Origin of the sequence: Herbaspirillum sp. B65 (assembly GCF_000333555.1) — a bacterium.
In the GTDB taxonomy this organism is placed as follows: domain Bacteria; phylum Pseudomonadota; class Gammaproteobacteria; order Burkholderiales; family Burkholderiaceae_D; genus Herbaspirillum; species Herbaspirillum rubrisubalbicans.
This window is the reverse complement of sequence record NZ_BADI01000530.1, coordinates 1-8,442: the sequence shown is the minus strand read 5'-3', so window position 1 is coordinate 8,442 and position 8,442 is coordinate 1. Positions and strand designations below refer to the sequence as shown.

6 protein-coding genes are annotated in these 8,442 nt (G+C 62.0%); all 6 read left to right on the top strand.

Annotation, left to right across the window (positions count from 1 at the left end; translation table 11 throughout):
- Window positions 1-1,296 (top strand): aspartate aminotransferase family protein (locus I5W_RS12860; RefSeq protein WP_050010669.1); only part of this gene is annotated, 1,296 nt, incomplete at its 5' end.
- Between the two features lie 89 nt (window positions 1,297-1,385).
- Window positions 1,386-2,750 (top strand): DUF1329 domain-containing protein, encoded by a 1,365-nt coding sequence (locus I5W_RS12855; protein WP_044529524.1) that lies wholly within the window; start codon window positions 1,386-1,388, stop codon window positions 2,748-2,750.
- Between the two features lie 45 nt (window positions 2,751-2,795).
- Window positions 2,796-4,538 carry a DUF1302 domain-containing protein gene (locus tag I5W_RS12850; protein ID WP_083893529.1) on the top strand — a complete coding sequence of 581 codons (1,743 nt, stop codon included), beginning with the start codon at window positions 2,796-2,798 and terminating at the stop codon, window positions 4,536-4,538.
- Window positions 4,539-4,614: 76 nt separating this feature from the next.
- On the top strand, window positions 4,615-6,984 hold the full coding sequence (locus I5W_RS12845) for an efflux RND transporter permease subunit (RefSeq protein WP_044529523.1): 2,370 nt from the start codon (window positions 4,615-4,617) through the stop codon (window positions 6,982-6,984).
- 19 nt (window positions 6,985-7,003) lie between these two features.
- Entirely contained in the window at window positions 7,004-8,029 is a 1,026-nt protein-coding gene (locus I5W_RS12840; protein ID WP_044529522.1) for a WD40/YVTN/BNR-like repeat-containing protein, read from the top strand.
- Window positions 8,030-8,111: 82 nt separating this feature from the next.
- Window positions 8,112-8,442, top strand: a 331-nt coding sequence (locus I5W_RS12835) for an FMN-dependent NADH-azoreductase (RefSeq protein WP_044529525.1), incomplete at its 3' end; no start/stop codon positions are given.

Here is an 8,442-nt window from a genome sequence, read left to right as displayed (position 1 = left end):
AAGACCGCAGCGGCGCTGGAATGTTCGGCGCGCACCGAATCGATGGCACGTGTGGGCGGGCGTATGCCCGTTGCCATGGACCAGGCTTTCGGCGTGACCTTCAAGGATCCGGACGGCAATACCTTCATCGATCTGTCCGCAGGCGTGGGCGTGAGCAGCGTGGGACGCTGCAATCCCAAGGTGGTGGAAGCCATCCGCAAGCAATCCGAGACCCTGATGCACGCCATGGAAGTCAACAGCTCCAAGCGTACCGAACTGGCGGCCAAGATTTCCGAGATCATGCCCGAGGGCCTGCGCGGTGATTGCATCACCTTCTTCACCCAGGGCGGCAGCGACGCGCTGGAAGCCGCCGTCAAGTTCGCCAAGCGCGTCACCGGCCGGCACCAGATCATCGCCTTCCACGGTGGCTACCACGGCATCTGGAATGCTTCCAATGCGCTCACCACCGGCACCACCTACCGCAAGGGTTTCGGTCCCTTCATGGGAGGCGTGATCCACGCCCCGTATCCCTACGCCTACCGCTTCCCCTTCGACACCACCCACAAGAGCGCCGAGCAGATCGCCGGTGAATATGTCGATTACCTGCTCAACACGCCCTACACCGCGGCCGATGACGTGGCCGCCGTGATCGTCGAGCCGGTCCAGGGTGAGGGTGGCTATGTGCCGCCGTCGCCGGAGTTCCTGCAGATCTTGCGTAAGGCCTGTGACCGCAGCGGCGCACTGCTCATCGTCGACGAAGTGCAGGCCGGCGCCGGTCGCACCGGCAAGATGTGGGCGGTCGAACATTCGGGCGTGAAGCCCGACATGCTGACCTTCGGCAAGGGGATCGGTGGCGACATGCCCATGGCTGGTCTGGTCATGCGTTCGGACCTGGCTGCCAAGATCCCCGATGGTTCGCAACCCAATACCTTTGCCGCCAATTCCATCTCGGCCGCAGTGGCGCTGACCAACATCAGCATCCTGCAAGACCCGCGCCTGGACCTGATCAACCGCGCCCATGCCCTGGGCCTGGAAGCGCAAGAACGCATCCGCGGCTTCAACAGCCCGTGGGTGGGCGAGGTCCGTGGACGCGGTCTGATGATCGGTATCGAACTGGTCGAAAACCAGGAAACCCGCGAACCGATCTCGCGTGAAAAGCTGGGCAAGCTCATGGATTACGTGGTCGGTCATGGCGTGCTGATGATTCCTTGCGGCCGCTACACCAACGTCATGCGCGTGATGCCATCGCTGACCATTCCGCGCTCGCTGATGTTGAAGGGACTGGACATCTTCGGCGCCGGTCTGGCCTCCCTCTGAAGCAGATAGACAAGAAGCCGGCCTGGTCCGGCTTCTTCCCTGATTTCTCATCAATCGCAACAGGCTAGAGTCAATTGGAGAAAGTGGTCATGAAGAAAACGATCCTCGGTTTGTCGGTCCTGGCAGTGGGCGCCACGCTGGCACACGCCGCTTCGGTGCAAGATCTGGGTACGACCTTGACGCCCTTGGGCGGCGACAAGGCCGCTGGCCAGGGTGTGCCGGAATGGAAGGCGGAAAACGTGGAATTGCCGGGCTGGTCCTACGGCAAGCTGCGCAAGGACTATTTCAAGTACAAGGATGAAAAGCCCACCGAGGTCATCGATGCGTCCAACGTGGACAAGTATGCCGATCATCTGACGCCAGGACAGGTGGCCCTGATCAAGCAGGTCAAGGGCTACAAGATGGATATCTATCCCAGCCACCGTTACTGTGCCGCGCCCGACTTCGTGGTCGAGAACACCAAGAAGAACGTGGCCGATGGCAAGATCGGCGCCGACGGCTGGAGCCTGGCCGAAGCCGATGTGCCGGGCATTCCCTTCCCGTTGCCCAAGACCGGCCTGGAAGTGATGTACAACAGCAAGATGCGCTATCGCGGTGTGGGCGTGGACTTCCCCAACACCATCACGGCGGTCTCGCCGCGCAAGGGTAGCAATGAATGGATCAAGGCCAGCCAGCAGTTGACGCTGTTCTATCCGTCCAACGTCAAGGGCAGCACCAAGCTCTCGACCTTGGGTGGCGTCGAGTTCTACACCTACGTGGCTTATTCCTCGCCCACCGCGCTGGCCGGTCAAGCCCTGACGGTGACCACCTATCTGAACCGTCCCGGTGCCGAGACCTTCTACTATTTCCCTGGCCAGCGCCGCGTGCGCCGTATGCCTTCCTATGCCTACGATGCCCCGCAGATCGGCATGGAAAACCAGTACACCATGGATGAGCCGACCGTCTTCAACGGGACGCTGGACCGCTTCGACTGGAAGCTGGTCGGAAAAAAAGAAATCTATATCGCCTACAACAGTTTCGGGGCCAACAACTTCAAGGCCAATTTCGACGACATCGCCAAGCCTGACTTCGTGGCCGAGAATGCGCGCCGCTATGAACTGCACCGGGTCTGGGTGGTGGAAGCCACGGTCAAGCCGGGCGTGCGCCACCTGGCGCCCAAGCGCACCTTCTATGTCGATGAGGATAGCTGGAACCTGGTACTGGCCGATGACTACGATGCCCAGAACAAGCTGTGGAAACACCGCGAGGGCTACATCATCCCGGTCTATGAGACCGGCGCCTGTGACCTCTCCGGCTTTGCCCAGTACAACCTGGCCGAAGGTCGTTACCTGATGGATTCGCACTCGGCCGGCACCGGCAAGGACATCCACTGGGAAACCGAGGTCAAGGACAATCCACGTCTGCGTGACAACTTCTACAGCGCCGACAACCTGCGCGCCATCAGCGACCGCTGAGTCCAGCGCAGCGCTCTTGAAATGACCTTACGGGAAGGGAACACCATGAAGATGCAAATGCGTAAGAAGTCGCGCGGGGCCGGTTCGTCGCTGCCACGGCTGGTGCCGATTGTGTTGCCGCTGATGGGCGCCTGCCTATATGCGGGCAACGCCCAGGCCTTTACTTTCGAGGGGGAGACGGTCTCGGGCAACTTCGACTCCACCGTCACGGTGGGCGTCGGTATCCGCGCCAGCAAGCCGGTGTGTGGCGGCATCATCGGCAGCCTCAACGGCGGCCAGCCGGCCGCGCCCAGCGGTGCCGGCGCGCCGGCCGGCTGTGCCGATTCGCTGTCGCAGTACAACGACCAAGGCAACCTGAACTACGACCGGGGCAGTGCCTTTACCACCTACATCAAGGGCACGCACGAGCTGATGTTGAAGATGCCCTCGGACGTCAAGTTTTTCGGCCGCGTGAGCTGGTTGCGTGATTTTTCTGCCGATAGCGCGACCGGCTATGTCAGCGCTGGTGGTGGTAGTTCCTTCCCTGGCAATGCGGCCGGCCAGTTGCGCAACAAGACCCGCCTGCTGGACCTGTGGGTGAGCAAGGAGTTTTCCATCGGTGACCAGCGGGCTCGCCTGCGCGTCGGTAACCAGGTGGTCAACTGGGGTGAGAGTCTGTTCATTCCCGGTGGTATCAACCAGACCAACGCCTTTGACCTGATGCGCTTGTCGCAACCGGGTACGCAGATGAAGGAAGCAGTGCTGCCGGCGCCGATGGTCAACTTCGCCACCGGCCTGGGCAATGGCTTCAGTATCGAGACCTATGTGCAGCAGGGCTGGCAGCGCAACTACTTCCCGCCGGTAGGCAGCTACTGGTCGATTGGCACCATTGGCAATGGTGCGCCGGAACTGGGCTTGCCCACCACCAGTACGCCGCGTTCCAGCGGCCAGTATGGGGTGGCGCTGCGCTATAGCCCGAAGGACACCGAGATGAACTTCGGCCTGTACCTGATGAACTATCACGACAAGTCGCCGGTGATGTCGACCTCGACCAGTTCGCTCTCGGGCTTTGGTTATTCCTACCTGCAAGACCGCAAGATGATCGGTGCCAGCATGAACTTCCCGGTGGGCAACTGGGCGGTCGGTACCGAATTGTCCTATCGTCCCAAGGATCCGATCACACTCAACACCTCCATGGCGGGCAATAGTCCCACCACCAATGGCACGGGTTGCCTGGCCAACGGCAATTGCTATGTCGAGACGGCCAAGTACCAGTGGGCCGTCACGGGCTTGTTGAGCATGACGCCCAGCGACAACCCGACCATCTTGAAGGCGCTGGGCGGGGCCGATACGGCCACGCTGATGGCCGAAGCGGTGGCGATCTACTATCCCAACATGAAGCGTTCCTACCAGGGCATCCCGGTGGCCGCCGGCAACTGGGGCTGGGGTTACGACACCACCGCCAACGCCCTTGCCACCGGTGCCGGTACGCCGCCCAGCGTCGGCACTGCACTGTCCTATGGCTACAACCTGGACTTCAGCTGGGTCTATGACGGCTCTCTGATTCCGGGCTGGCAGGTGGTGCCGGAGGTGTTCTACTTCCAGGCCTTGCACGGACGCACCCCCAACTTCGCGGGCACCTTCATGCAGGGGGCCAAGTCGGCCAACTTCATCGTCAGCTTCATCCAGAATCCAGCCAAGTGGCAGTTCTCGCTCAACTACGCCATGTTCTGGGGCGGCGATACGATCTTCGACCAACCCTTGCGCGGTCGCAATTTCGTGGGTGCTACCGCCACCTATAACTTCTGATCCCGGTCGGACTGCGCCCTTGCGGGCGTAGTCCGTTCCGGTCGTGTTACGTCTTTCCTGCTGGACTAGGATCACTATGCGTTTTCTCAACGGCTTTTTCAGCCTGGCGCGCCTGGAGGCGCTGGCGTTTCGCGCGCGGGTCGCCATCCTGCTGGCACTGCTGGCCTTCACTGCGCTCATGGCGGTGTTCTCGCTGCAGTTGCGCATGGACGCCGGCTTCGAGAAACAGATTCCCTCCGACCACGAATATGTCGCCACGCTGCATCAGTACCGTGACGAACTATTCGGGGCCAATCGCTTGAACATCGTGCTGCGCGCCCGCCATGGCAGCATCTGGACCAAGGACGGCTTGACGCGCCTGAACGCCATGACCCAGGCTGTCATGTTCCTGCCCAACATCAACCGCCTGGGCGTGCAATCCTTGTGGACACCCAATACCTTCGTCAACGAAATCACCGAAGAAGGCTTTCGCGCCGACCCGGTCATCGCCGGTACCGTCACGCCGGAAAACCTGACGCCGGAGGTGATCGCCGGTATTCGCGACAGCGCCAACAATGGCGGCTTCGTCGGCACCCTGGTCTCGCGCAAGCAGGACAGCGCCATGATCATCGCCGAGATCAATGAATTCGATGCCAATGGCAAGAAGGTCGATTACCTGGCCTACAACAAGCTCTTGAATGACTTGCGCGCCAAGTACGAGAACGCCGACTTCGAGGTGCAGATCATCGGCTTTGCCAAGCAGATCGGCGATGTCGCCGATGGCGCCCAGGGCGTGCTCAAGTTCTGTGCCATGGCCTTGCTGCTGACGGCGCTGGCGGTGTACTGGTATTGCCGCTCGCTGCCCTTTACCATCTTGCCCATCGTCTGTTCGCTGGTGTCGCTGGTGTGGCAGTTCGGTACCCTGCACCTGTTGGGTTATGGACTGGACCCGCTAGCGGTGCTGGTGCCGTTCCTGGTGTTTGCCATCGGGGTGTCGCACGGCGTGCAGCAGATCAACTACATCGTGCGCGGCATCGCCGCCGGCATGGGCTGTGAAGAGGCCGCCCGCGCCAGCTTCCGCGGCCTGCTGGTGCCGGGCGTGCTGGCACTGGTGACGGCGTTCGTTTCCTTCATTACGCTCACGCTCATTCCGATTCCCATGGTCAAGGAGCTCGCCATTACGGCCTCCATCGGCGTGGGCTACAAGATCATTACCAATCTCTTCATGTTGCCGCTGGCCGCCTCCTTGCTGAAGGTAGGCAAGCGCTATGCCGATGCCGCCATGCGCGCCCAGCAACAGCGTGCGCGCTGGCTGCAGGTATTCGCCCGCGCCGCCCATCCGCGCAATGCCAGGATGATCGTGCTGGTGACGCTGGTCCTGTTCGGCGCCTCGGTGTGGTACAGCAGCGACCGCCTGGTCGGTACGCTCCAGGCCGGCGCTCCGGAGTTGCGCGCCGATTCGCGCTACAACCTGGATGCCAAGTCGATCTCGGACAACTATGACACCGGACTGGATTGGCTCTCGGTGATCCTGGCCACGCCCGAGAATTCCTGCGACAAGGTGGCCTTCGGGCGCTACCAGGACCAGTTCGATGCGGCCATGGCCGAGGTGCCGGGCGTGATGTCGGTGAGCTCGTTTGCGCAGCAGATGAAGATCTATAACGAAGGCTATAACGAGGGCAATCCCAGCATGTACTCGGTGCCGCTGGACCCGGCCAACTATGCTGCGCTGGCAGTGGAGATCGGACGCGTGCGTGGCTTCCTGTCCAAGGATTGCAGCATGTTGGCCACCCACCTCTACCTGACCGACCACAAGGCCTCCACCATCAATGGCGTGATCGCCGCAGTCAAGCAGTACCGCGCCGCGCATCCCTTGCCGGGCCTGACCATCCGTCTGGCCGCGGGCAATGCCGGCGTGATTGCCGCGGTCAACGAGGAGGTGGAAAAGTCGGAGCTGCCCATGATGCTCTATGTCTATGCCGCCATCATCGTGCTGGTGTTTGCGGTCTATCGCGACCTGCGCGCCGTGGTGGCCTGCTGTCTGCCGCTGACGGTGGCGACCTTCATCGGTTATGCCTTCATGAAGCAGTTGCAGATCGGGCTGACGGTGGCCACCTTGCCGGTGATGGTGCTGGCCGTGGGCATTGGCGTGGACTATGCGTTCTACATCTACAGCCGTCTGCAGATGCACCTGGCCGCTGGCGAAGCGATCGACGTGGCGCTGGAAAAGTCGATCCAGGAAATCGGGGTGGCCACCATCTTCACCGCCATCACGCTGGCCATCGGCGTGGCCACCTGGTCCTTCTCGCAATTGAAGTTCCAGGCTGACATGGGCAAGTTGCTGGCCTTCATGTTCATCGTCAACCTGATCATGGCCATGACTGCCTTGCCGGCCTTTGCCGTGGTGCTGGAACGCATGTTCCCGCGCAAGGGCAAGATCAAGGTCAACAGCATGATGAGCCATTGAAGGCGCGGGAGAATCGGTGATGCACAAGACATTGGATGTGATGAAGACAGTCAAGAAACTACGAAAACTGCTGCCGCTGGGAATGCTGGTGTGTGCTGCGCTGCTGTCCAACCAGGCCGCAGCCCAGGGCATGGAGCCGGTACCGATCCAGGCTGCCGTGGCCGATGCCCAGGCCCAGCGCAGCATGATGCTGGCCGCAGCCCAGGCTGGCGAACGCGTGGTGGCAGTGGGTGCGCGCGGCCTGGTGATCCTCTCTGACGATGGCGGCCAGCACTGGCGCCAGGCGCGCCAGGTACCGGTGGATTTCACCTTGACTGCGGTCAGCTTCAGCGATGACAAGCAGGGCTGGGCGGTCGGGCATGGTGGCGTGGTGATCCATACCGCGGACGGTGGCGAGACCTGGCAATTGCAGCGCAGCGCCACCGACGTGGACCAGCCGCTGTTTACCGTCTACTTCCGCGACAGCCAGCACGGCTGGGCTGCCGGCCTGTGGTCGCTGCTGTTGCAGACCGCGGATGGCGGCAAGACCTGGACTACCCTGCATCTGCCGATGGCGGCCGGCAGCAAGCGCAACGACCTGAACCTGTTGCACCTGTTCCCCGGTCAGGGTGAGGCGATCTACCTGGCGGCCGAGCAGGGCACGCTGTATCACTCCGCCGACGCCGGTCAGCATTGGGACGTCCTGGCTACCGGCAGCAAGGCTTCGCTATGGAGCGGGGTACTGGCCCAGCCTTCGGGCACGCTGATCGTGGCCGGCCTGGGCGGCAAGCTCTTGCGCAGTACCGATGCCGGCGCCAACTGGCAGACCGTGAGCATTCCCACCAGCGGTTCCATTACCACGCTACAGGCCACGCCGGGGTTACTGACCGCCTCTTCGCTGGAAGGCAAGCTGCTGCAGAGCCGGGATGATGGCGTGAACTGGCAGGTGGTGTGGAGTTCGCCACAAGCCTTGACCACGGTACTGGTGACCTCGCCTGGGCTGGTATTGCCGTTTTCCAAGGAAGGGGCGCTCAAGCCGGTGGCAATTGACGCGCCCAAGCCCTGAATCAGCCCTGAATCGGCGCGCACGGTTGCTGCCGTCGGTAAATTATTTATATGATTTTAATGATTGATACGGATTGATGACCATGAAACTCCTGCACCTCGACGCCAGCATCCTCGGTGACCATTCCGTGAGCCGCCAGCTCTCGGCCGATATCGTGGCACGCCTGCGCAGCCTGTACCCTGATCTGGAGGTGGTCTACCGCGACCTGGCGGCCAACGCTCCCCAGCATCTGTCGGCGGCGCATCTGGCGGCCTTCGGCGGCGCCGAGGTCGATGATCCGGCCCTGCGTGCCGATCTGGCGCTGGGACAGGCCTGCCTGGACGAATTGCTGCAGGCTGATCTGCTGGTCATTGGCGCGCCGATGTACAACTTCTCCTTGCCCTCTTCGCTGAAGGCCTGGATCGATCGCGGGC

What these genes read in the sequence shown, in the direction of transcription:
- I5W_RS12840 (WP_044529522.1), top strand. Translation starts at nt 7,004, where the DNA reads ATGCACAAGACATTGGATGTGATGAAGACAGTCAAGAAACTACGAAAA.
- I5W_RS12845 (WP_044529523.1), top strand. Translation starts at nt 4,615, where the DNA reads ATGCGTTTTCTCAACGGCTTTTTCAGCCTGGCGCGCCTGGAGGCGCTG.
- I5W_RS12855 (WP_044529524.1), top strand. Translation starts at nt 1,386, where the DNA reads ATGAAGAAAACGATCCTCGGTTTGTCGGTCCTGGCAGTGGGCGCCACG.
- I5W_RS12850 (WP_083893529.1), top strand. Translation starts at nt 2,796, where the DNA reads ATGAAGATGCAAATGCGTAAGAAGTCGCGCGGGGCCGGTTCGTCGCTG.